This is a genomic window from Xanthomonas sp. 3793 (assembly GCF_024806835.1).
GTDB classification, from domain to species: domain Bacteria; phylum Pseudomonadota; class Gammaproteobacteria; order Xanthomonadales; family Xanthomonadaceae; genus Xanthomonas; species Xanthomonas arboricola_F.
This window is the reverse complement of sequence record NZ_JANTYU010000007.1, coordinates 194,570-217,031: the sequence shown is the minus strand read 5'-3', so window position 1 is coordinate 217,031 and position 22,462 is coordinate 194,570. Positions and strand designations below refer to the sequence as shown.

17 protein-coding genes are annotated in these 22,462 nt (G+C 66.4%); 9 read left to right on the top strand and 8 right to left on the bottom strand.

Features of this window, described 5'->3' with window-relative positions; all coding sequences use genetic code 11:
- The first annotated feature begins 264 nt into the window (after positions 1–264).
- From FHY18_RS20745 to FHY18_RS20735, 3 genes are all read left to right on the top strand, one after another.
- Positions 265–930: an RpiB/LacA/LacB family sugar-phosphate isomerase gene (locus FHY18_RS20745; protein WP_259159620.1), complete on the top strand. Its 666-nt coding sequence runs from the start codon at positions 265–267 to the stop codon at positions 928–930.
- A gap of 288 nt (positions 931–1,218) precedes the next feature.
- Positions 1,219–2,334, top strand: coding sequence for a GDSL-type esterase/lipase family protein (locus FHY18_RS20740; RefSeq protein ID WP_259159617.1), 1,116 nt, complete (start codon positions 1,219–1,221; stop codon positions 2,332–2,334).
- Between the two features lie 435 nt (positions 2,335–2,769).
- On the top strand, positions 2,770–4,506 hold the full coding sequence (locus FHY18_RS20735) for a peptidase M61 (RefSeq protein WP_259159616.1): 1,737 nt from the start codon (positions 2,770–2,772) through the stop codon (positions 4,504–4,506).
- A 186-nt stretch (positions 4,507–4,692) separates the two neighbouring features.
- On the opposite strand, the gene FHY18_RS20730 is transcribed toward FHY18_RS20735, so the two are convergent.
- On the bottom strand, positions 4,693–5,337 hold the full coding sequence (locus FHY18_RS20730; protein ID WP_259159614.1) for a DUF4375 domain-containing protein: 645 nt from the start codon (positions 5,335–5,337) through the stop codon (positions 4,693–4,695).
- Between the two features lie 299 nt (positions 5,338–5,636).
- Positions 5,637–6,527: a phenylalanine 4-monooxygenase gene (gene phhA / locus FHY18_RS20725; protein ID WP_259159613.1), complete on the bottom strand. Its 891-nt coding sequence runs from the start codon at positions 6,525–6,527 to the stop codon at positions 5,637–5,639.
- Positions 6,528–6,655: 128 nt separating this feature from the next.
- On the opposite strand from phhA, the gene FHY18_RS20720 reads away from it, so the two are divergent.
- Positions 6,656–7,135, top strand: coding sequence for an Lrp/AsnC family transcriptional regulator (locus FHY18_RS20720; RefSeq protein WP_259159610.1), 480 nt, complete (start codon positions 6,656–6,658; stop codon positions 7,133–7,135).
- A 128-nt stretch (positions 7,136–7,263) separates the two neighbouring features.
- Here the strand turns inward: FHY18_RS20720 and FHY18_RS20715 are convergent, their stop codons facing one another.
- Both FHY18_RS20715 and FHY18_RS20710 read right to left on the bottom strand, forming a co-directional pair.
- A complete protein-coding gene (locus FHY18_RS20715) occupies positions 7,264–9,429 on the bottom strand; it encodes a peptidoglycan-binding protein (RefSeq protein WP_259159609.1) in 2,166 nt (721 codons plus the stop codon).
- A gap of 56 nt (positions 9,430–9,485) precedes the next feature.
- Complete coding sequence (locus FHY18_RS20710; RefSeq protein WP_259159607.1) at positions 9,486–10,331, bottom strand: hypothetical protein; 846 nt, start codon at positions 10,329–10,331, stop codon at positions 9,486–9,488.
- 322 nt (positions 10,332–10,653) lie between these two features.
- On the opposite strand from FHY18_RS20710, the gene FHY18_RS20705 reads away from it, so the two are divergent.
- Positions 10,654–12,855 carry a TonB-dependent siderophore receptor gene (locus FHY18_RS20705; RefSeq protein WP_259159605.1) on the top strand — a complete coding sequence of 734 codons (2,202 nt, stop codon included), beginning with the start codon at positions 10,654–10,656 and terminating at the stop codon, positions 12,853–12,855.
- A 736-nt stretch (positions 12,856–13,591) separates the two neighbouring features.
- On the opposite strand, the gene FHY18_RS20700 is transcribed toward FHY18_RS20705, so the two are convergent.
- The 3 genes from FHY18_RS20700 to FHY18_RS20690 all read right to left on the bottom strand — a co-directional run bounded on the left by FHY18_RS20700 (position 13,592) and on the right by FHY18_RS20690 (position 17,103).
- Complete coding sequence (locus FHY18_RS20700) at positions 13,592–14,629, bottom strand: patatin-like phospholipase family protein (RefSeq protein WP_259159604.1); 1,038 nt, start codon at positions 14,627–14,629, stop codon at positions 13,592–13,594.
- A gap of 368 nt (positions 14,630–14,997) precedes the next feature.
- On the bottom strand, positions 14,998–16,017 hold the full coding sequence (locus tag FHY18_RS20695; protein ID WP_259159603.1) for a TIGR00266 family protein: 1,020 nt from the start codon (positions 16,015–16,017) through the stop codon (positions 14,998–15,000).
- Between the two features lie 249 nt (positions 16,018–16,266).
- Positions 16,267–17,103 carry an ATP-binding cassette domain-containing protein gene (locus FHY18_RS20690; RefSeq protein WP_259159601.1) on the bottom strand — a complete coding sequence of 279 codons (837 nt, stop codon included), beginning with the start codon at positions 17,101–17,103 and terminating at the stop codon, positions 16,267–16,269.
- Positions 17,104–17,254: 151 nt separating this feature from the next.
- Between FHY18_RS20690 and FHY18_RS20685 the strand changes: the two genes are divergently transcribed.
- From FHY18_RS20685 to FHY18_RS20670, 4 genes are all read left to right on the top strand, one after another.
- Complete coding sequence (locus FHY18_RS20685; protein WP_259159599.1) at positions 17,255–18,460, top strand: fatty acid desaturase; 1,206 nt, start codon at positions 17,255–17,257, stop codon at positions 18,458–18,460.
- A gap of 67 nt (positions 18,461–18,527) precedes the next feature.
- Positions 18,528–18,839, top strand: coding sequence for an EF-hand domain-containing protein (locus FHY18_RS20680; protein WP_259159598.1), 312 nt, complete (start codon positions 18,528–18,530; stop codon positions 18,837–18,839).
- 48 nt (positions 18,840–18,887) lie between these two features.
- Positions 18,888–19,625: an ATP-binding cassette domain-containing protein gene (locus FHY18_RS20675; protein ID WP_259159596.1), complete on the top strand. Its 738-nt coding sequence runs from the start codon at positions 18,888–18,890 to the stop codon at positions 19,623–19,625.
- Positions 19,622–21,094, top strand: coding sequence for a glycine betaine ABC transporter substrate-binding protein (locus FHY18_RS20670; protein WP_259159592.1), 1,473 nt, complete (start codon positions 19,622–19,624; stop codon positions 21,092–21,094). The genes FHY18_RS20675 and FHY18_RS20670 overlap by 4 nt, the downstream gene beginning before the upstream one ends.
- A gap of 126 nt (positions 21,095–21,220) precedes the next feature.
- On the opposite strand, the gene FHY18_RS20665 is transcribed toward FHY18_RS20670, so the two are convergent.
- Positions 21,221–22,402 carry an aminotransferase class V-fold PLP-dependent enzyme gene (locus tag FHY18_RS20665; RefSeq protein WP_259159590.1) on the bottom strand — a complete coding sequence of 394 codons (1,182 nt, stop codon included), beginning with the start codon at positions 22,400–22,402 and terminating at the stop codon, positions 21,221–21,223.
- Positions 22,403–22,462: the final 60 nt, after the last annotated feature.

The window sequence follows — 22,462 nt, the reverse complement described above, 5'->3', positions numbered from 1 at the left end:
GATGGCGTGCACCCTCCAAGGCGCGCAGCCGTCCTCGCCATCCCGCGATCCATGTCCTTCTCCCGCGCGCGGAAGAAGGTGCCCGCAGGGCGGATGAGGGCAGCTACCCGCCCGCAACCACGACCAACGGCACGCAGCTCCTGGGTCACGCCTTGTTCGTTTGGCGCCAAGGCGCCGTAGGGGCAGGCCATCGAAGCATCTGGCAGCAACACCGTCGTTTCCAACGTTTTCCGAACCACTTCCCCAACCAATCGGAGCATTCCCATGAAAATCGCACTCATGAACGAGTTTAGCCAGGCCGCCAAGAACCCGGTGATCCTGCAGCAACTCAACGACGTCGCCGGCGAGCAGGGCCACACCGTCTTCAACGTGGGCATGGACGGCGACAACGACCACCGCCTGACCTACATCCACCTGGGCATCGTCGCCAGCCTGCTGCTGAACTCCAAGGCCGTGGACTTCGTCGTCGCCGGCTGCGGCACCGGGCAGGGCGCGATGATGTCGCTCAATGCCCACCCGGGTGTGTTCTGCGGTTACTGCATCGAGCCGACCGACGCCTACCTGTTCGCGCAGGTCAACAACGGCAACGCGCTGTCGCTGGCATTCGCCAAGGGCTACGGCTGGGGCGCGGAAATCAACGTGCGCTACATCTTCGAAAAGGCTTTCAGCGGCGAGCGCGGCCTGGGCTACCCGGCCGAGCGTCGCGAATCGCAGGCCGCCAACGCCGGCATCCTGACCCAGGTCAAGCAGGCCACTGCCAAGTCCTACCTCGACGGCCTGCGCGCCATCGACCCGGAACTGATCAGGCAGGCCATCGGCGGCGAGCGCTTCCAGCAGTGCTTCTTCGACAATGCCCAGGACGCCGAGATCCGCGCCTTCGTCGCCGGTGTACTGGGCAAGCCCGAAGCCGCTGCAGCAGCGGCAGCTTAACCGGCCCCCGAAGCGCTAAATCCCCTCTCCCTCCGGGGCGAGAAGGTACCGCTTGCGCGCCATTGGCGCACGTACCTTGGAGCGCCCGCGCTGCTAGCGCGGGCAGGGGCGTGGAGCGGGGGGTGTGAGGGTACGGCGGCAGACAGCACTGCAAACGGAGAAGGCTTGGACGACGGCGGCACTGTCCAATAGTTCCAATGCAGTCGCACCCTCATCCGCCCTCCGGGCACCTTCTCCCGGTGGGAGAAGGAACGGCGTCAAGCACTCAGCATTTCCCCGGAGTCCACCATGCGTCTGCTGCTCTTCGCATCGTTGCTGCTGCTCTCCGCACACCTCGCCCACGCGGCGCCCCAACGGATCTTCATCGCCGGCGATTCCACCGCCGCCGAATACGGCACCGAGCGCGCTCCACAGGCTGGTTGGGGCCAGATGCTGCAGGACTGGTTCGACCCGGCCCAGTGGCGGGTGCACAACCACGCCAAAGGTGGGCGCAGCACGCGCAGTTTCATCGCCGAAGGGCGCCTTGATGCCATCGCAAAAGAATTGCAACGCGGCGATGTGTTGCTGATCCAGTTTGGCCACAACGACGCCAAGCGCGAAGATCCCACCCGCTACACCGACCCAACGACCGACTACGTGCAGTTCCTGCGCCGCTATATCGCCGTTGCGCGTGATCAGGGGGCGACGCCCATCCTGATCACCCCGGCCGCGCGCCTGCTCTACGACTTCGGTGCATTGCTCGACACGCATGGCCGCTACACCGTGGCCATGCAGCAACTGGCTGCCGAAGAACACGTCGGCCTGATCGATCTCAACGCCAGTTCCAGCGACTGGATTCGTGCGCTCGGCGAACAGGCTGCCAAGCCGTATTTCCTGTTCGTGCCCGAGCAGAACAAGGCAGACGGCACCCACTTCAGCCGTGCCGGCGCCACCGCAGTCGCCTGCCTGGTCGTGCACGGCTGGGCGCAGCTCCAGCCTGAGCTAAAACCCCAGCTGCGTCGCGACGCCGACTGCGGCGCAGCTCCCGACACCGCCGCGCAACGCGCTGCACAGGCGCATCCGTCGCTGGTGGTGCACGAGCGCGACCTGGCCCGCGATCAGCCCGGGCCACACGGCGGCGCCGGTCCCACCACGGCGTATCCATTCTTCGCGGACGCGCCGGAGCTGAAGTTCGTGCTGCGCAAACGCGTGCTGCACAAGGGCGCCGGCATCGGCCTGCACCTGCACGACAAGGACGAGATCTATTACATCGTCAGCGGTCGTGGCCTGTATGCGCTGGATGGCAAGCAATACCAGGTCGCTGCAGGCGATGCGCTGCTGACGCGGCCGGGCAGCACGCACGCGTTACAGCAAACCGGGGAAGACCCGTTGGTGCTGTTGCTGGCGTACACCGCATCCCGCTAGGCACAGCTCGACATGCGGTTCAGCCGCAGCAGCCAGGTGCTGCATCGTGCATGGCGGCCAATGTGCCGGCAGGGGGCAGCAGTGCTGGGCAGATCGCCAAGCGGCATGCCTCGGCACTCGGCTGGTCCGCCAGAGCAAACGCGGATGTACTGCAGGGGACGTCGACGGTGCTTTGCCGATGACCGGTACGAGTGTGAAGGGACCTGAAAACTGGCATCCAACGCCGGCGTGACAAGCGGATGGGGTTGCGTGTCCGGGCAGTGGCGGTGAGACGGCAAGCGTTGCGCAAGTGACCTCCCGGGCCTGGATCTGGCGCCGAGCTGGCTCAGACAGCCGCCACCGTCTGCCGCAAGCGCCGCAGGCATCATGACCTTCGGCATGCTGGCAGGCGGGCGCGACCGGCGGCATGATCGGCCAATCCAGAATGCGCACCCCATGAACACTCCCTGGTCCCTGCTGTTCGTACTCACCACCGTGGCAGCCGGCGCGCTGGCCCGCCCGGCGCCGGTTGTTCCTGCACCGGTCGCCCTGGACCTGCAACTTGTTCCCTACGCGGACAAGGGCAAGGTGAACATGCTGGAGGTGCGCCTGCGCTTTGCGACAGCCACCATCGCGCGCGACGAGATCGTCGTGTCCCTGCCGATGATGGCGGCCAACGTCGATACCGCTGCCGAAAGCATTGCCTCCATCGAGGCGAGCGATGCGCAGGGCACGGTACAACTTGCAGCACGCGCCTCCACTGCGGAAGAAAGCGAGGATCAGCCGTTGCGCGTGTGGACTGCGCCACGTGCGCTCAGCGGCCCGCTGACCTTGCGCTACCGGGTACCTGCCAATGCGACGCGGCCTCCGCGCGGCCCGGCACCGCCGATCGAGTTCCGCAACGATGACCAGGCATTTTCTGCGGCGTCCAGTGTGTTTTTGGTGGTGCCGCCGAAGCGGCAGACCTACGTCCTGAACATCGATTGGGATCTGTCGCATCTGCCCGATGGTGCCAAAGGCGTGAGCTCGTTCGGCGAGGGCGATGTGCAGGTCGGGGAGATCGATAGCGGCGGTTTGTCCGGGCTGTTCTTCATGGCCGGGCAGATCGGACACTGGCCAGGCGTGCCACGTGCGGAAAAGTTTTCGGTCGCCTGGCAGGGGCAACCTCCCTTCGACGCGAATGCCTTGTCCGCGTGGATAGGCAAGCTGCACGACCAGTTCGAGCTGGCGTTTCCGCAGCGCGAGTCCGGGCCCTACACGATCTTCCTGCGCTACAACCCGGTCAACGCCGGCGGCGGGACCGCACTGAACCAATCCTTCGTCACCACCTATGGTGCAGGGGACGGCGCCGATATCAACCTGGTCAAGATCACCTTGTCGCATGAGATGTTCCATACCTACCAGCCGCGCCTTGCCCAGCACGGGTCCGAGTCCACGACTTGGTTCAGCGAAGGCTCGGCGGTGTTTTACGAGGCGCTGCTGCCGTTGCGATTCGGTTTGCTCACCCCACAGCAGTTTCTGGATTCCCTCAACATCACCGCAGCGCGTTACTACACCAATGCGCTGGGAAATCTTCCGAACGCGCGCATCGACGAGGGATTCTGGAAGGACACCCGTATCCGCACGCTCGCCTACGATCGCGGCATGTTGTATCTGGCCACGGTGAACGATGCGCTACGCAAGAAGTCGCACGGGCAGCGTTCGCTGGATGACGTGCTGCGCGCCTTGCTGGAAATCGGCCGACAGCGTCCCGGACCCACGCAGGCGGATTGGGAAACCCAGCTGGCACAGGAGCTTGGTGCGGGCGCGGTCGAGGACTTCCACGCCTTCCTCGCCGGAACACCGCCGCTGCCGGCTTCCGATGCGTTCGGCCCCTGCTTCCGCCGCACCAGCAAGCCCTTGCGCGAATACGTGCTGGGATTCGAGCCGGCCGTGCTGGCCGAACCCAGGCGCATCGTGCGCGGTCTTGTCCCCGACTCGGCGGCCGCCGTGGCCGGCGTGCGCAATGGCGATGAAATCGTGCGGCCGGTGCCGCAGGATGGCATCCAGGGAAATCAAACCGAACGGTTGCATCTGCGCCTGCGTCGCGATGGCAAGGAGTTCGATGTGGACTATCTGCCACGTGGCAAGACCATGGACACCTGGCAATGGGAGCGCGTCCCCGGCGTGCCCGACGATCGCTGCGCGCTCTGACCGCACTGCGCAGCCGCGCTGCCCCGCACAGTGCCGTTCGAATCACCGATAGATGCGGCGGCAACGCGTGGATGCACTAGCGGGTGCATCCACGCGCTGGTTGGGCGGGCATCGCAGCGTGCCTGTGCACTCCCGCCGCTGGCGTTGGCCAATGCGTCCTGCCAGCTGCGCATCGCCCAGACGACGTTAGGCCTTGTCCACCCCGTAATGCACCAGCCCCAGCCGCGCCAGGTCGCCGGAGCGGCGGTAATAGACCTCTTCCCAGCCCTGCACGCGTTGGCGGTCGGCTTCGTTCATCGCGTCGAGGATGTCTTCGATGCTGAGCAGGTCGGGGTCTTCTTCCAGCCGTTCGAACACTGCGCCCAGGCCTTCGATCGCCTGGCGGGTCTGCGCTGCGCCCATCGCTGCCAGACCGCGCACCGCGTCGCTGCGGGTAGCCGCATCCCAGCGGTCGAAGTAGCGGGCGTAGCCGCTCTCGGTCATGTCCGCATCCAGCCGTGCGAGTGCGACCAGCTCGCGTTCGCCAGGCGACAGCCCATCCAGACGTCCGCGCAAGCTGGCCAGCTTTGCCTGCGCGCGTGCGGCGCGGCGGCGCCACAGCAGCTCGGGCATGTTGAGCAGGCCTTCCGGTGTGGGCGGTGCGATCGCGGGCCAGTTCACGCCATGGCCGTCGTCGGTGATCTGCCATTGCGCGCGCTGCGGCGGCGCTGCCTTGAGCAGCAATCGATGCGCCTGGATCGGCTCGTCGATGCGGATGCCGTTGGCCAGGGTGAACAGCAGGCGGGTGTCGTCCAGCTCCAAGCGCCGGATGCGCAGATGCGTCAGGTCCATTGAGCGAAGGCGAGGTGGGGAATCTGGACCATAGTCCGCGCTGGCGACGGTGTCGAGCCGCGACGTATCCGATATTCCCGTCGCGCGATGGCGCAGCGCCTGGCCAGGGTCAGGCTGTCGCTTGGGCGAGGCGCGCGAGGGCAACGCACTCTGCCCGCGCGCGATTGCGTGCCGAATCCAGCAATCGCACCGCATTGCGTCCCACAGCGAGCGCAGTGCGGTGCAAACACGACCAACCTGCCGCGCTCGTCAAGCTCACCGTCGCCCCACTGCTGCCACCGCGTCACCAGCGCACCGCCTCACACGTCGCCGTCGCGGCTCCAGCCTTCGCCACTGCCGCGCTGGATCAGCGCATCGCTACTGAGTACATCGCCGGCCGGCACCTGCACCTGTTGCGCCAATGCAGCGTAGATCGGAGTGAAGTCCGGGCTGGTCGCCTCCATCAACTGCGCAAAGCTGTCGATGACGAAGTAGGTCTTCTGAAAACTGTCGATGCGGTAGCGCGTGCGCATGATGCGCTGCAGATCGAAGCCGATGCGGTTGGGCGCGGGCGAGTCCAGCGAATACAGCGATTCGCCCTTCGACGACACGATGCCGGCGCCGTAGATGCGCAGGCCTTGCGGCGTGGCGATCAGGCCGAACTCCACCGTGTACCAGTACAGCCGGGTGAGATTCTGCAGCGCGTCCGGGCCGATGCCGTGCGCCTTGACCCCGCCACGGCCATAGGCCTGCATGAAGTCGGCAAACAACGGGTTCATCAGCAGCGGCACGTGGCCGAACAAGTCATGGAACAGGTCCGGCTCGGCGATGTAGTCGATCTGATCGGGGCGGCGGATCCACCACGTCACCGGGAAGCGCTTGTTGGCCAGATGATCGAAAAAATCCAGCTCCGGCAGCAGGCCTTCCACGCCGACCAATGTCCAGCCGGTGGCCGCCTGCAGTACCGCGTTGAGTGCGTCGAAGCGCGGGATCTGGCTGTCGTCCATGCCCATGGCGTCCTGCGCCTGCAGGAACTCATCGCAGGCGCGGCCCACCAGCAACGCGCGCTGGCGGCGGTACAGCGTGCCCCAGGTGGCATGGTCGTCGCTGCTGTAGCCGTCCCATGGCTGGTCGACCACGGCGGTGGTGTAGACCGGCACGTAGCCCTTGTCGGTAAGCTGGTTTTCCACGCGGCGCGGGGCAGTATTCATGCGGCAGGACTTCCGTGGCGACAGGGATTCACCTTAGCCGGATCGCCGCGCAACAGGATTGCGAATCTTGCGCAACGCTGCCGGTATCGCGCAAGATTTGTGCGTATTGATCTGCTGCTGCGCAACATATGGACCAACCTATCGCTCTTGACCGCACCGATCTACGGTTGCTGGCCCTGCTGCAGACGCAGGGGCGCACCAGCAACGCGGAACTCGCCGTGCAGGTGAATCTGTCGGCATCGGCCTGCCTGCGGCGCACGCAACGGCTGGAGGCCGCGGGCATCATCGCCGGCTACGGCGCGCGCCTGGATGCGCGCGCGCTGGGGCTGGGTCTGCAGGCCTTCGTGCGCGTGCAGCTGGAGCAGCACGGTCAGGCCGATATCGAGTTGTTCGCCGATGGCGTGCGCGGTTGGGACGAAGTGGTGGCGTGCTGGGCGCTGACCGGCGACATGGATTATCTGTTACAGGTCCAGGTGCGCGATCTGGAGCATTTTTCGCGGTTTCTGCTGGACCGGTTGCTCAACGCCACCGGCGTGTCCGACGTCAATTCCAGTTTCGTCCTGCGCACCGTCAAGGACTTCGCCGGCTTGCCACTGCCGCGCAGTTAAGGCACGGCGGCAACCATCGAGAGACGGATACTGCACTCCTGGCGACCGCCTCTAGTGCGGCGGTCGCGCAGTCATGGGTCGCACGCAGACGCGGAACCGAGCGGGTATCGCACCGTGTCAACGTGGGCTCAGTGCGCCATCGGGCGCATCCGCGTTTGCTCCACTGGGTCTGGCGTTGCGGCCAGCGGTGTGGGCGCCGGCACGTCCTGCGCGAGCGCGCGCGTCGTCTGCTCGACCGATTGGCCGATAGCCTGTGCGGTACCCGCCACCACGCGTCGTTGCGCCGGATCGCGCAATTCGCCCTCCACCGCGATGAGGCGGCTGCCGTCGGTGCTGGGCACGATGTGATCGATACGGCTCAGACCACTGATGCGCGCCTCGTAAACCATCATCGCCGCACCGCGCTCCAGCTTCTCTCTGTTGTTGAACGCCGAGGTAGGGCTGAACTTCTCCAATTCGGCCAGCGCTTGCTGGTACATGGGGTTGTCCGGATGGCCGCTGTCTGACAGCAGCGGCGCGCGCGCTGCTTCAGCAGTGGTGTGCGTGCGAGGCTGTGCCTCGATCTGCCCAGCCGCCTGCGCCGCCCTCGCAGGCGCGCCGGCATCATCGGTACGAGTCTGGGTGGGGGCGGCCTGCGTCGGCTGGCCAATGCCCAGGGCCTTGAGCGTCCGCGCGCCGGCGATGCCGTCGTCGTCGAGTTGTTTGCTGCGCTGAAAGGTCTTGAGTGCGTCGGTGGTCTCGGTATCAAACGTACCGGTGACTGGCAACTTGGCGCCATGGCGGTTGAGTGCGGTCTGCAGCTCACGTACGTCGTCGGGTGCGCCTCGACCCTCGCGCAGGGTCCCGCCAAGCGCCGACGGATAGCCGCTGTGGCGATCGCCAGTCATGACGTCGCGGTATGCCTCGTTGGGCGACATGCCGCTCTGCACGTTGCGCTGGTAGCTGTCGCGCATCTGATCCAGCGCCGAAGCGGTCTGCGCGGCGGTGATCGAGGCCGCGTTGCCGCCGCTGTCGCCGTCGTAGTAGCTGCGCCCAGTCGCCGGATTGGCGACGCTGGCGAACTCGCGCGACAAAGCCAGCTGCGCATTGCTGCGCGCGGCCTCGTCGGTGTTTTGCCCGGTGATGTAGTCGCGCACTTCCGGACGTTTCTCGTCAATCAGATAGTCGTTGAACAGGCGCTCCTGCAGCTGCGGCGTAAGTTGCTCGCTCGGGTCGATGCCAAGCCTAGCGACGGCTTCTCGCATCGTCGCCGGTACCATTTGGTACTTGCCGACGGCGAACAGTTCGTCCGGACTACCGGGGTTGGTCTCGTGCAGCCGCTGGCGTCGCATCACTTCGCCGACGGTGAGCGCGGAGAAATCGATCTGCCCGCCGTTGGCATCCCCGGCGCGGCCGCGATTATAGGAGCCATAGCCGCCCTCGCCCCCGGAGATTAGGGCGCTGAGCGGGCTGTCGCGAAAAGGCGTTGCCGCAGTCGCCGTCGCTGGCTGCGGTGCGGCGGGCGTTGCCTGGGCCATGCCGGGCGCAGATCTGGCGGCGCCCGGCGTCTGGGGCGGTGCCACTCCCAGCGCCTTGAGCGTATGGGGGCCGGCGATGCCGTCCACTAACTCCAGCCCTTGCGTGCGCTGGAAATCGCGCACCGCCGCTTCGGTCTGTGGCCCGAAGTTGCCATTGGTCGGCAGCTGCGCACCGTGGCGGTTCAGCGCTTCCTGCAGATGCTTCACATCCTCGCCCTGCTCACCGCGGCGCAGCACTCCGTCCAGGGCGGGCGCGGTCACTCCGGGCGCGATCGCGCCGCGGTCGATGTCGCGGACATAACGCTGGAACTGCGCATGATCGACTTCGACATGAGCATGGATGGAACCCGGGGTGCCGGTGTCGGCCATGCGTCCAAGCGGCTGGCCGTACTCGATGCGCGCACCTTCCGGCGGCGATGTACCGCGGCCCATATGGAGCACCTGTCCCAGCAGCACCGCGTCGCCGCCGGGCACATAAGGGCGGTCGTAGATCTTGACCGTGTTCCAGGGATCGTTGGTTCGATGGACATAGCCCGCAATCGGGGCCGGGATACTGACCGGCCCTGGCGTGTCCTGCCCAAGGATGAAGTCTTTCTTGATCAACGTCCTGCCATCGGAAAGATGGCGGACCTCCTCCAGCTTGCCATCGATCGTGGCGTACTGGCGGCCGGCCTCGCGGCCCGAGCTGGGATGGTGTTTCTCCAGATCCTCGAAGTCGTGTACGTGCTCGGTACCGCCGCGCCGATTGACGCTTTCAGTGATGGTGTATCTGCTCATGCATCCGTTCTCCATGTCCTTCTGGGAAATCGCTCTACAGGCACCCCGATATGTCCTCAGGGAGCGGGGGCTTCAGGGTCCTCGCTGAGGTACCAGCATCCGTCTCGTTGCTCGAACAGGAAGGAATTGCCTTCCGACATGTTCATGGAGTAACGCACCAGCTGCCCGTGCGCGTCCGGTTGGGTGACCTGGACGCGCAGCGGGGCCGCATCCACCTTGCCGTCGGGATCGACGAAGTGGAACGCGCCGCCCTGGTAGCGCAGGTCGAAGTCCCGGTAGTCCTGCGCACGCAGGTAGACCGGCTGTTCCTGGTCACCGTCGCCATCGGAGCGCAGCTCCATCGCCTTGACGAACGGCGCGGTGAACTGGCGCTGGATCGTCTCGTCCGCAGCAAAGCGCTGCAGGAACTGGGCGAAATCCTGCGCCGGGCAGGCGGTCGCCTGCGGCGTGCGCGGCGGTGCCTGCACGTCGAGTGAACGCGCCTTCAGCGCGCTGCCGCCGCCTGTGGCGTTGTATGCATCGTAAGGGCCGTAGGTGGTGATCTGGGCCTGCAGGCCGAGCGCGCGGTTGGCGAAGCGCATGATGCAGTAGCCGTCCGCGCTGCAGCTGTCGACCTCCGGCAGGACGCGACACACATCCGCGTCGCCGCCGATATTGTCCCAGCACCTGGGCTCGCGCAACGGTAGCCAGTCGTCTCTTAGCAACCGCGTGCGCAGTTCGCTGTAGGTCATATCCTTGCGAAAAAATTGGGCAATGGCCGGCGTCGCTGGCGCCGCGGCGGATGGCGCTTGCAGTGGCATGGCGGTTGCCGTCGCTGCGGGCGCGGCACTACTCGGTGCGGCCTGAGTGCAGCCGCCGGCGAGGGCGATCGGCAGCAGCAGAATGAGCGCGTGGGCATGCATAGCGGATCGTTGCTCGTTGGATGACCTGCCGCAAGTCTAGCCAAATGCATGCGACAACAGCAGCGTCCGCACAGGCGCGCTCCCTACTAGACAAACTAGGAGGTGCCTCCTGACGAGGACCAGCTGCCGCAACCACGCCGCACTTGCCCGGCAAACGATAACGATTTACATTTACCTAACGTCCGGCCGCCTCCGGCCACGTCCTGTTCGTCGATCCGCCAGCCTCGCCAGGCCAGCCAGCTCGTCGCCCGAGCAGCACGCCGACGCATGCCTGCTTCCTGTCGCCACGCCCCGGCGTGCGCCCACGATCGATGAGAGACCGATGCCTGCACCGACCCACCCACTGACTCCGCTGTCTGTTGCCTTGTTGTGCGCATTGACCTGGCCCGCTGCTGCGCACGCCGCCGACCTGGCCGATGCCAAGACGCTCGACCAGGTCACCGTCAATGGCGCGGTCAGCCGCGCGCAACCGGCCACCACCACGCGCTTGCCGCTGACGCTGCAGGAGACGCCGCAATCGGTGAGCGTGATCGGGCTGCAGCGGCTGGAGGACGAGTCGCTCTTCAGCATCGATGACGTGATGCGCAATGTCACCGGCGTCAACGTGTCGTTCTACGACACCCAGCGCCCGCTGTATTTTGCGCGCGGTTTCCAGATCACCGACTTCCAGGTCGATGGCCTGCCCACCTACAGCGGCGCGACCAATCAGGAATACGACACGGTGTTTTACGACCGCATCGAAGTGATCCGCGGCGCCAACGGCCTGCTGACCGGTGCGGGCATTCCCTCGGCCACGGTGAACCTGCTGCGCAAGCGCCCGGGCAAGACGTTCGACGCTTCGGTTGCCGCAAGCGCCGGTACCTGGGACTTCCGCCGCATGCAGGCCGACGTCAACGCCCCGCTGACCGACGATGGCCGCTTCCGCAGCCGCGTGGTTGCGGCCTGGCAGGACCGCGACTATTACTACGACCGTTACCACGACAACAAGATGTCCGGCATGGCGGTGCTGGAAGGCGACCTGACCGACAGCACCACGCTCACCGTGGGCTACCAGCGCCAGGACAACAGCCCGGTCGGTTCGACCTGGGGCACGGTGCCGTTCTTTGCGGCCGATGGCAGGTTGGCCAATCTATCGCGCTCGACCAACATGGCACCGGAATGGACCCGCTGGCAGCGCGAAACCAGCACTGCATTCGCCAATCTGGAACAACGCTTCGGCGAGGACTGGTTGCTGCGCGTCAACTACGCGCACACCAAGGGCGATGTGCAAAGCATTCGCGTCTACGGCACCGGCTACCCGGCCGCCGATGGCAGCGGCGTGTTCCTGCGCACCGGCACCGGCGAAACCAGCGATGCGCGCGATGGCGTGGATGTGTACCTGTCGGGCGGGTTCTCGCTGTTCGGCCGCCGGCACGACGTGGTGCTGGGCGGCAGCTGGCAGGATCTGCAATCGACCACGTACGGCCTTGCCCAGCAGTACCCCAGCGGCTGGGGAACGTGCATCAACGAAAGCGGCGCGCCCGAGCGCTGTTATCGGATTCCCAACATCCGCAACTGGGATGGCGATGCCCCCGAGGTGACCTACAGCCGCACCGGCTCCCGCCGCGAAGCGCGCACCACCCAGCGCGGCGTGTACGCCTCCACTCGGTTACGCCTGGCCGAGCCGTTGTCGCTGATCGCCGGCGCACGCCTGAGTTCCTGGGAAACCCGCACCCAGGCCTTCAACACCAACGGCGCCTACACCGGCACCAGCGGCCGGTACCAGGTGAGCGATGAAGTCACCCCGTACGTGGGCCTGGTCTACGACATCGTGCCGGACGTGTCGCTCTATGCCAGCTACACCGAGATCTTCAATCCGCAGAACTACCGCGACAAGGACAATAACCTGCTTGCACCGGTGGAAGGCTCCAATCTGGAAGCCGGCATCAAGGCGCAACTGCTCGATGGCCGCGCGATGGCCACCGCCGCCGTGTTCGAGGCCAAGCAGGACAACTTCGCGGTGCGCGACATGACCCAGCCGGAATCCTCGTTGCCGGACGGCAATTCGGCCTACATCGGTATCAACGGCACCAAGAGCCGCGGTTGGGAAATGGATTTCAACGGCGAGATCCTGCCCGGCTGGACCGTCAACGCCGGCTTTACCCACGTCAAGGTGACGCGCCCGCCCACCGATGCGATTTACGCCAACCTGCCCGAGGACTATCTGCAGCTGTCCACCCAGGTACGCCTGCCCGGCGCGTGGGACCGCCTGAGCATCGGCGGTGGCGTCAGTTGGCAGAGCGCGGTGCGCGGCTTCAACATCGCACGCCCCACCGGCGACGGCAGCGGCGCCACCACACCGGTCACCGTGGTGCAGAACCCGTATGCGTTGGTGCACCTCAACGCCAACTACCGCATCAGCGATCAGTGGACAGCCACGCTGGCGGTACGCAACGCGTTCGACAAGACCTACTGGGCCAATCTGGACTACCAGAACTACGGCGAACCGCGCTTTGTCAGCGTGTCCCTGCGCTGGCGGTATTGAAGAAACCACGATGCCGGGCCGATCACCGCGCGGTGCATGCACCACGATCATCGGCCCGGCATCGCAATCGCAGGTCCTGTCGCAACCATAGGTCCTGAAACAGCACCCAAGGTAATGTTGCTGTTGCATCGCAGCGGCTCCGGCCGCGACGCCGGACAGACACTGCATCCGCGCCTGGGCAGCAGGCATCGACCAACGCAAAAGAAACGCGTTCGCCTGGTCCAATGCATCCATCGCACGCGACGGCATGCAACGCCGACACGCAGGCAGACACCGCCACCCACCATCCGGCCGAGATTCCACGCCTCGTAGGAGCGGCCCTGGCCGCGACGCCGTCCCGACACAGCACCCGCGCTTCGGCTGCAGGCATCGACCAACGCAAAAAGAAACGCATTCGCCTGGATCAATGCATCGCACGCGACGGCGTGCAACGCCGGCACAAAGGGAGACACCGCCACCCACCATCCGGCCGAGATTCCACGCTTCGTAGGAGCGGACCTGGCCGCGACGCCGTCCCGATAGCGCCGATGCGCAAGACTATCTACCGGGCAGCAAAGAGCCCGCCCACGCGCGCCAACGTGCGTAATGCAGGTCGCCATTGCACTCAAAGGCGCGCTTGTACGCAGCGAGTAGTGACCGCAGCATCCGGCGGCTGCTACAACGCCCCGCGATCATCCTTGCCTCGAACCGGACAACGCATCGTGCGCAGCGCAGCTGCCGCCGCACTACAACCGCTTTACGGCGCCACGCAGTCCTCGTCCTTGCCGCGCAATTTCTGCCAGCGCGAACGTTGTTCCAGGCAGCGTTGGTAGGCCTGTTGTTTCGCCGCTGCGGCCTGGTCGGCCGCGTTGCGCGTGGCACTGCTGCGCGCGGCCTGCAACTGCGCGATCTTGGCGCGGATCTGCGGCATCACGGCCATCGCGGCGCGTTCGCCTTCCAGGATGGCGACACTGCGCTGATTGAAGTCGGCCGAGCCGATATCGTTGACCTTGGGGCGCACCACCACGTCTGCACGTTTCAGTTCGGCTTCGCCCAGGCGCTGGCCCATGATCGAGATCGACTGGTTCACCGTGCCCAGCAGATCGCCCGGATTCTTGCCGCTGGCCTTGCTGGAAATATCCACTGCCACCACGAACTCGGCGCCGAGCTGACGCGCGGCATCCACCGGCACCGGGCTGACCACGCCGCCGTCGACAAAATGGAACTTGCCGATGGTCACCGGCTCGAACACGCCGGGAATGCTGCTGGATGCACGCACCGCCTGGCCGGCGTTACCGCGCACGAACACGGTGCGCTCGCCGTCTTCCAGGCGTGTGGCCACCACCGCAAACGGCTTGCGCAATTTCTCGATGGGCTTGCCGCCGAGTTGATCGTTGACGTAGTCCTGCAGCTTCTGGCCCTGCACCAGCCCGCCGGAAAACAGCCGCACATCGCGGATGCTGGTCTGGTCGAGCGCGACCGCCTTTTCCTGCATCTCGAACGCATCCATGCCGCTTGCATACAGCGCGCCGACCACGCTGCCCGCGCTGGTACCGGACACGACCACAGGCGCAAATCCGTTGGCTTCGAGCATCTTGATCACACCGATATGCGCAAAGCCCTTGACCGCGCCGCCGCCGAGCGCGATGCCGATCTTCACCGGCTTGACCGCAGCCGACGAAGGCGCCTGCACCACCGGCGCAGGCGCTGCCGGGCGCGGCTCTCCACCGCAGGCGCAGAGCAGACCGAGCATGGACAACAGGGCAAGCGAGCGGGGGCGGCGGAGCGCAGTCATGGCGAAAACGTCGATGGGAAAGGCGAGGGAGAATACACGCGCGCCGTCACTGTGGCGCTGGTGGTTGGCGTGAGTGGAGCTCATTCACAACGGCATCGTCGGCAGGCGTTGCACTCCCTTGTTCCGGCGGGAGAACCAAGCCGGTTCATTCATGCGATGGGTGCAGCCATCTGCATCCAGCACGGAACCAGAGCCCCTCTCCCCCGCGCCGCAAGCGCGGGCCGGGGCGCGGAGCGGGACTTGGGGTGGGGGACGGAACGAAGCCAGATGGGAATGAGCGCGCAGCAGGCCTCGCCCGTCCCTCATCCCGCGCCACCTTCTCCCGGCGGGAGAAGGGTGGCAACACACCCGCCAGCCACTTCACCCCATCAAAACCGGTTATCGCCATCCAGCAGCCGTCCCAGGCCGCCGAGCACCGAGCCTTCGCCGCGTTGCTGGCCGCCGGCTTGCGGGGCGGCCTGCAGCATGCGGCCGGCCATGCGCGAGAACGGCAGCGATTGCAGCCATACCTTGCCGGGGCCGGTGAGGGTGGCCAGGAACACGCCTTCGCCGCCGAAGAACATGCTCTTCAATCCGGCCACGCGGCGCACGTCCATGTCCACGCCGGCGTGATAGGCGACCACGCAACCGGTGTCCACGTCGATGCGTTCGCCGGGGCCGAGCTCGCGTTCCATCACGGTGCCGCCCGCATGCACGAACACCCAGCCGTCGCCTTCGAGCTTCTGCATGATGAAGCCTTCGCCGCCGAACAGGCCGGTGAGGATCTTCTTCTGGAAGGCAATGCCCAGCGACACGCCGCGCGCGCCGGCCAGGAAGCTGTCTTTCTGGCAGATCAGGCGCCCGCCATGCTCGGACAGTCGCAGCGCCAGCACCGTGCCGGGGTAGGGCGCAGCGAAGGCCACCTTGGCCTTGCCGCTGCCGGCATGGGTGAACACGGTGGTGAACATGCTTTCGCCGGTGACCACGCGTTTGCCGGCCGACAGCAATTTGCCCATCAGCCCGCCGCTGCTGCCGCCTTGGCCATCATGCGAGCCGTCGCCGAACACGGTGTCCATCTGCACCGCCGAATCCTTGTACATCAGCGCGCCGGCCTCGGCGATGGCGCTCTCACCCGGGTCCAGTTCCACTTCGACAAACTGCATGTCGTTGCCGACGATGCGGTAGTCGATCTCATCGGCGCGCCCGGCGCCGGCGACGCTGCCGAGCGGTGGCGGTGCGCTGCCGGCGCCCTGCAGGTCGGCCAGCTGACGCGCCGGCGTCCAGCCATCGAGTCCATCGCGCCAGGCCAGTGCGTCGGGCTGGCGCTGGGCGTACGCGCGGGCGCTGGCATCGTCCAGCGGGCCGATGCGGTCGGCCTGTCCGGGAATATGGAAATACCACTGGGCCATCGGGACGACTCCTGTCTGTGTGTGCGGCGAGTCTAGCCGCAGCAACGGCCACCGCGTCCCGTGTCCAAGGTCATGCCGTGCAGGACGCTCAGGCGCGGTTGCGACCGCTGGACGTCGCAGGCGTGCTGCCGGACCTGCACGCGGCCGTCGCGGTCGTGGTCAAGCCATTGCGCTGGCGCTGGCCTGGGTCTGGTCGGCGCCTGCCTCCGGCCGGGGCGCCACCCTGATCGTTGCAGCAGCGCCGCCGGCTCACTCCCCGACTGTCGCCCAGTAGCGCTCGCCATCGCGGTGCACGCGCACCGGGCCGTCGAACACTGCCGACAGGCCGGCATCGGTCAGCAACGCATCGCGCGGGCCGTCGGCGACCACCTTACCGCCGCGCAGCAGGATCACCCGCGCGATTTCCGGCACGATTTCTTCGATGTGATGGGTCACCAGCACCAGCGTGATGCCTTGCCGGGCGAGGTCGCGCAAGGTGTCGAGCAAGTGTTGGCGCGCCACCAGGTCCAGCCCGGTGGACGGCTCGTCCAGCAGCAGCGCCTGCGGGCGGTTGACCAGGGCACGCGCGATCAGCACGCGGCGGGTCTCGCCGGCCGACAGCTCGGCATAGGGGCGGTCCAGCAACGGCAAGGCGCGCGCCAGTGCCAGGGCCTCGCGCGCCCGCGCGCGCATGTCGTCGCTGATCTCACGATGCGGCGGCACCACATAGCTGGCGAAAAACCCCGACAGCACCGCGCTTTCCACATCCAGCCCCGGCATGTCGGCCAGGTTGACGCTCAGGTCGCCGGTAACGATCCCCAGTTGCGAGCGCAACCGGTCCACCTGCCAGCGCGCCTGCCCCAGCACCTTCACCGCAGGCTGACCATCGCCACGCGCCAACGGATACAACTCGCGCGTGATGAGCTTGATGAAGGACGATTTACCGCAGCCGTTGGGGCCGAGGATGGCGGTGTGCTGGCCAAGTGCGATGCGCAAACGCAACGTGTGCAGCACACGGACCTGGCCGCGCATCACACTTGCCTGGTCGAGTTCGATCAACGCAGTCGCATCGGCAAAATCATCCGCAACATCGGTGGCAACAGTCATACGCAAGACATCTGGCAGTGGAGGAGAAGATACGTGTGAACCGCTTTAGAAAAGCGGACGTCACCCTACGCATCCGAAGGGTGAAGTTTGCCGCGATCGCCCCCATCATGTCTGCATCGACCAACGAGACACCGCCACCGTGGAACTGCCGATGCTGTCCGATCCGATCATCGACTTCCTGACCGCCGGCGTGGCCGGGCTGGGTGTGTGGGGCATGTTGGCGGTGCTGCTGGTGTTTACCCAGCTCACCATCTTTGCGGTGACCTTGTATCTGCATCGCAGCCAGGCGCACCGCGGCGTGGATTTCCATCCGGTGGTGGCGCACTTCTTCCGCTTCTGGACCTGGCTCACCACCTCGATGATCACCCGCGAATGGGTGGCCATCCATCGCAAGCACCACGCCAAGGTGGAGACCGAGGAAGACCCGCATAGCCCGCAGACCAAGGGCATCAGGCAGGTGTTCTGGCGCGGCGTGGAGCTGTATCGCGAGGCGCGCACGCAACGCGCCGACATCGAGCAGTACGGCAAGGGCGCGCCCAGCGACTGGATCGAGCGGCATCTGTACACCCCGCACGCCAATGCCGGGCCGATCGCGCTGCTGGTTCTCAACGGTGTGTTGTTCGGTTTGCCCGGCATTGCGCTATGGGCGATCCAGATGGCGTGGATTCCGTTCTGGGCGGCCGGCGTGGTCAATGGCCTGGGCCATTGGTGGGGCTATCGCAACTTCGAATCCGCCGACACCTCCACCAATCTCACTCCGTGGGCGCTATGGATCGGCGGCGAAGAACTGCACAACAACCATCATGCGTTCCCCAGTTCGGCGCGGTTTTCGATGCGGCGCTGGGAGCTGGATATCGGCTGGATTGCGATTCGCGGGCTGCAGGCCGTGGGTCTGGCCAAGGTGCTGCGCGTGGCGCCGTCGCTGGATATCCGCCCCAATATCGCCGTGCCCGATGCCGATACGCTGAAGGCGCTGTTGTCGCATCGCTTCCAGGCCATGACCGATTACCAGCGCAACGTGCTCAAGCCGGCCTTGCGCGAGGAGGCCGCCTCGACCGGCGCCAAGTTGCGTGAGTTGTTGCCGCGGCGTTTACGTAAAGGCCTGGTCGATGACGGGCGCTGGCTCAAGCCGGATGCGCGCGCGCAGTTGCAGGCCTGGGTGGCGCAGCGTCCGCGCATGCGCACGCTGGTCGAGTACCGCGCGCGCCTGACCGCGGTGCTGGAAGCGCGCAGCCATGATGCGTCCGAGCGTCTCAAGCAGTTGCAGCAGTGGTGCCATGAGGCCGAAGCCAGCGGCAATGCTGCGCTACAGGCGTATGCCGCGCGGCTCAAGGGTTATGCGCTGAGTGGCGGGTAAGCGCAGCGTTACGCGTGCTGCGGTGTGCGCACGCGGCTGGAAGGGCCTGGTGGCGCGCGCGTTGCCGATGGCATGCCTCGCGTGCGCGTGCGCAGCGCACGCACAGGTGCAGGACAGCCAGGATTATCTCAAGCGCATGGATACCGATGGCGATGGCCGGGTCAGCCGCGATGAATATCTGGCCTGGATGAGTTACGCCTTCGATCAGCGCGATGCCGATCACGATGGTGTGCTGCAGGGCGACGAACTGCCGGGCCGGCGCGGCAAGCCGATTACCCGCGCTGCGCATCGCACCACCTTGATCGAGCGCTTCGCACGCCAGGACGCCAACGGCGATGGTTATCTGAGCGCACGCGAATTGCTGGCGCCGCCGCGTTGACGCGCGCCTTCGCGCCCGGCTGACGTCGCCTTCGGCAAGCTCGAGCGCATGTTCACACTCGATCAGGTCAGCCGGCGCTACGGCCAGTCCCTCGCACTCGATAACGTCAGCCTGGCGTTCGACAGCGGCTTCACCACCGCGGTGATCGGGCCCAGCGGTGCCGGCAAGTCCACCGTGTTGCGCCTGCTGGTGGGGCTGGAATGGCCCGACAGCGGCACGGTCGCCTTCGATGGCACGCCACTGCAACGCGAGCGGCTGCAGGCGCAGCGTCAGCGCATCGGCTATGTGATCCAGGAGGGCGGTCTGTTTCCGCATCTGGATGCGCGCAGCAATGTGGTGTTGCTGGCGCAGACGCTGGGCTGGACGCGCGAGCGCATCGATGCCCGCCTGGAGACGTTGTGCGCGCTGTGCCAGCTGCCGCCGGAGTTGCTGGGGCGCTATCCGGCCGAGCTGTCGGGTGGGCAGCGCCAGCGCGTTGGCCTGATCCGCGCGCTGATGCTCGATCCACCGGCGCTGTTGCTGGACGAACCGCTGGGTGCACTCGACCCGATCGTGCGCTACGACCTGCAGGCGCAGATGCGCGGGCTGTTTGCGCAGCTCGGCAAGACCGTGGTGCTGGTCACCCACGATGTTGCCGAGGCGGCGTATCTGGCCGACACCCTGGTGCTGATGCGCGCCGGCCGCGTGGTGCAGCAGGGCAGTGCGCGCGCGCTGCTCGAGCACCCGGCCGACCCGTTCGTGCAGCGGTTTCTCACTGCCCAGCGCAGCATCGGCGACGCCGCATGAGCGCGCGTGCGGTTGTGGCAGTGCTGTTGTTGCTGTGCAGCCTGGGCGCACACGCTGCGCAGGTCACCGTGGGCTCGAAGAACTTCACCGAAGCAGTGATCCTGGGCGAAATCGCCACTGCCGCCGGGAAGCGGGACGGGGTGGATGTGCAGCATCGCGCCCAGCTCGGCGGCACGCGCATCCTGTGGCGCGCGTTGGAAACCGGCCAGATCGATGCGTATGCCGAATACACCGGCACCCTGGCACAGGAACTGCTGCAGTTGCCCAAGGCCAGCCACGCCGAGCTGCGCGCCGCACTGGACGCGCGCGGGCTGGCGATGACGCAGTCGCTCGGCTTTCAGAACACTTATGCGTTCGGCATGCGGCGCGAGCGCGCGCAGGCGTTGGGCATCACCACGTTGTCGGAACTGGCGCGCCACCCGGATTTGAAGATCGGGCTGAGTAACGAATTCATGCAGCGTGCCGACGGCTGGCCGGGCGTGCGCGCCGCCTATGCCCTGCCGCAGGCCGCCACTGGCCTGGATCACGATCTGGCCTACCGCGCGCTGCAGAGCGGTGCCATCGAGGTCACCGATCTGTACAGCACCGATGCGGAGATTCCGTACTACAAACTGCAGGTGCTGCGTGACGACCGCCAGTATTTCCCGGAGTACCAGGCCGTGTTCCTGTACCGCAAGGATCTGGCACAGCGTGCGCCGAAGATGCTGCAGACCTTGCAAGGCCTGCAGGGACGCATCGACGAAGCGGCCATCCAGCAACTCAATGCGCAGGTGAAGCTGGAGCGCAAGAGCGAATCTGCAGTGGCCGCGCAATGGCTGGGCGTTGCGGCCACCGCGCAAGGCGATTCGCGCGGCGGCCGTTTGCTGCGCAACACCCGCGAGCACCTGGCGCTGGTGGGTATCTCGCTGGGTTTTGCCTTGCTGATCGCGCTGCCCCTGGGCGTGCTCGCAGCGCGGCGGCCGCGCCTGGGCCAGGGAGTGTTGTCGCTGACCGGCGTACTGCAGACCTTGCCCTCACTGGCGGTGTTCGTCTTCATGATCCCGTTGTTCGGCATCGGCGCCAAGCCGGCCATTGCCGCGCTGTTTCTGTATAGCCTGCTGCCGATCGTGCGCAACACGCATGCCGGGCTGACCTCGATTCCGCGCGAACTACGTCAGACCGCCGAAGCGATCGGCTTGCCCGCCTGGACGCGACTGTGGCGTGTGGAATTGCCATTGGCCCGTCGCACCATCGTGGCCGGTATCCAGACCGCTGCGGTCATCAACGTGGGGACTGCGACCCTGGGTGCATTGATTGGCGCCGGTGGATATGGCCAGCCGATCCTCACCGGCATCCGTCTGGACGATATCGGATTGATTCTGGAAGGCGCGATTCCCGCCGCCGTCCTCGCACTGCTGGTGCAGGCGGCATTCGAAGGACTGGAGCGTTGGGCAACCCCGCGCGGCCTGCGGCTCAGCCAGCGCGGTTGAGCAACGATTCAACCGCAGACCCCGATGCGCCTGAGCCCGTAGGAGCGGACCAGGCCGCGACACCGCCTTACCCGGATCGCGCCCAGTCGCGGCCAGGTCCGCTCCTACATGCGCTGGCGTGGCGCTTCATTCGCCCGGCAACGCCGCAACCAGGCGTAGGAGCGCATCCTCGGCGACACCCACGTGCGGCGCGATACGTAAACGTCCGTGCCGCCGCGTGCAGATCGCACCCTGTTCGCCGAACGTCTTCGCCACCGCATCCAAGTGTGTCGCTGGCGGCCGTAACGCGGTCAGATGCGGCGCATGACCTGGCGTGCACCAATGGCCGAGACCGCGTGCGGACAAGGCCGCATCCCACTGCGTGGTCAATGCGCCCAGTGCCGTGGCGATACGCGCAGGTTGCCAGGCCGTCACCTGTTGCAAGGCGGCTGTCGCCATCGCAATCCGCAATGGGTCGGCAACGCCGCCGGCATCGAACCGCCGCGCACCCTCGCGATAGTCCGGTGCCTGCGCCACCGGAAACTCCCAGCTGCTGCCGGCATCGCGACCGATCCAGTGTTCTTCGATCGGCACGCCGTGCGTGCGCCAGTGCGGCGCCACCCACAGCCACGCCAGGCCCATCGGTCCCAGCAACCATTTATGGCCGACACTGACCACGAATTCAGGTTTCCAACGCGACAGGTCGGTCGACATGACGCCCAGGCTCTGGCTCAGATCCAGCACCAGCGCCGCGCCGCGCGCCTGTACCGCGGCGCTGATCCGGTCCAGATCGAGCTGCCGCCCGTCCAGCCAGTACGCATGCGGCAGGCTGACGATGCGCAGCGCAGGCGTCTGTTCAACCGCCTCCAGCACCGCATCGGTCAGCACCATGCCGGCAGTGGTCGGTACCGCCACGATGCGTGCGCCCACCTCGGTGCAGCGCCGTTGCCAGATCAGCAGGTTGGACGGGAACTGCCCATCCAGCAGCAGCACTGCATCGCCGCGATGCAGTGGCAGATTGCGTGCGGCCGTGGCCAACCCGTGCGCGGCCGATGGCACCAATGCCACCGCATCGACATCGTTGTCGAACAGGCCGGAGGCCAAGCGGCGCAACCGCTCGATGTCGTGCAGCCATGCATCGAACGGCAACCGCCATGGCGTGGCCATCGCATCGACGGCCCGATGCGCCGCGGCCTGCACCGCAGTCAGCAACGGCCCACGCGAGGCGGCATCCAGATAGAGCACATCGCCGGACAGCGCAAACGCACGTTGCCGATGTTCCCAGAGGACAGGAGTGGGGAGCGAGCTGGGCAGCGAAGACGATGACATGCCAACAGCTTACCGCTGGCTGCCATGCCGCCGACACGGCGCGTTCACAGGCGCTCCTCA